This is a genomic window from Mesorhizobium sp. M7A.F.Ca.MR.148.00.0.0 (assembly GCF_003997735.1).
Classification (GTDB): domain Bacteria; phylum Pseudomonadota; class Alphaproteobacteria; order Rhizobiales; family Rhizobiaceae; genus Mesorhizobium.
The window spans coordinates 1-221 of the sequence record NZ_RZTB01000769.1; the positions used below are offsets into that span (position 1 = coordinate 1).

The 221-nt window shown below is 62.4% G+C and carries 1 pseudogene; it reads right to left on the reverse strand.

The window, feature by feature from the left end:
* Nucleotides 1-31: 31 nt before the first annotated feature.
* Nucleotides 32-221, reverse strand: a pseudogene (locus tag EOB49_RS36200) (IclR family transcriptional regulator); the annotation flags it as partial.

Genomic DNA, 221 nt, shown 5'->3' on the forward strand with positions numbered 1-221 from the left:
TGCCTGAACTGGCATTCGCTCGTTCGCATGCCTAGGCTGCGATCGAAAGCCTTGCGGCACGATCACGCAGCAGGCCGATAAGTTCGCCGGTCCGCTCCTCGGACGTATCGATGGGGACCACCAGGCACATCGTCGCCTCGACCTTCCCCGGCGCTGAAAACACCGGTGCGGCAAGGCACTTCGTATAGGCATCGACAAGGCCCGAGGTGACGCAATAGCCG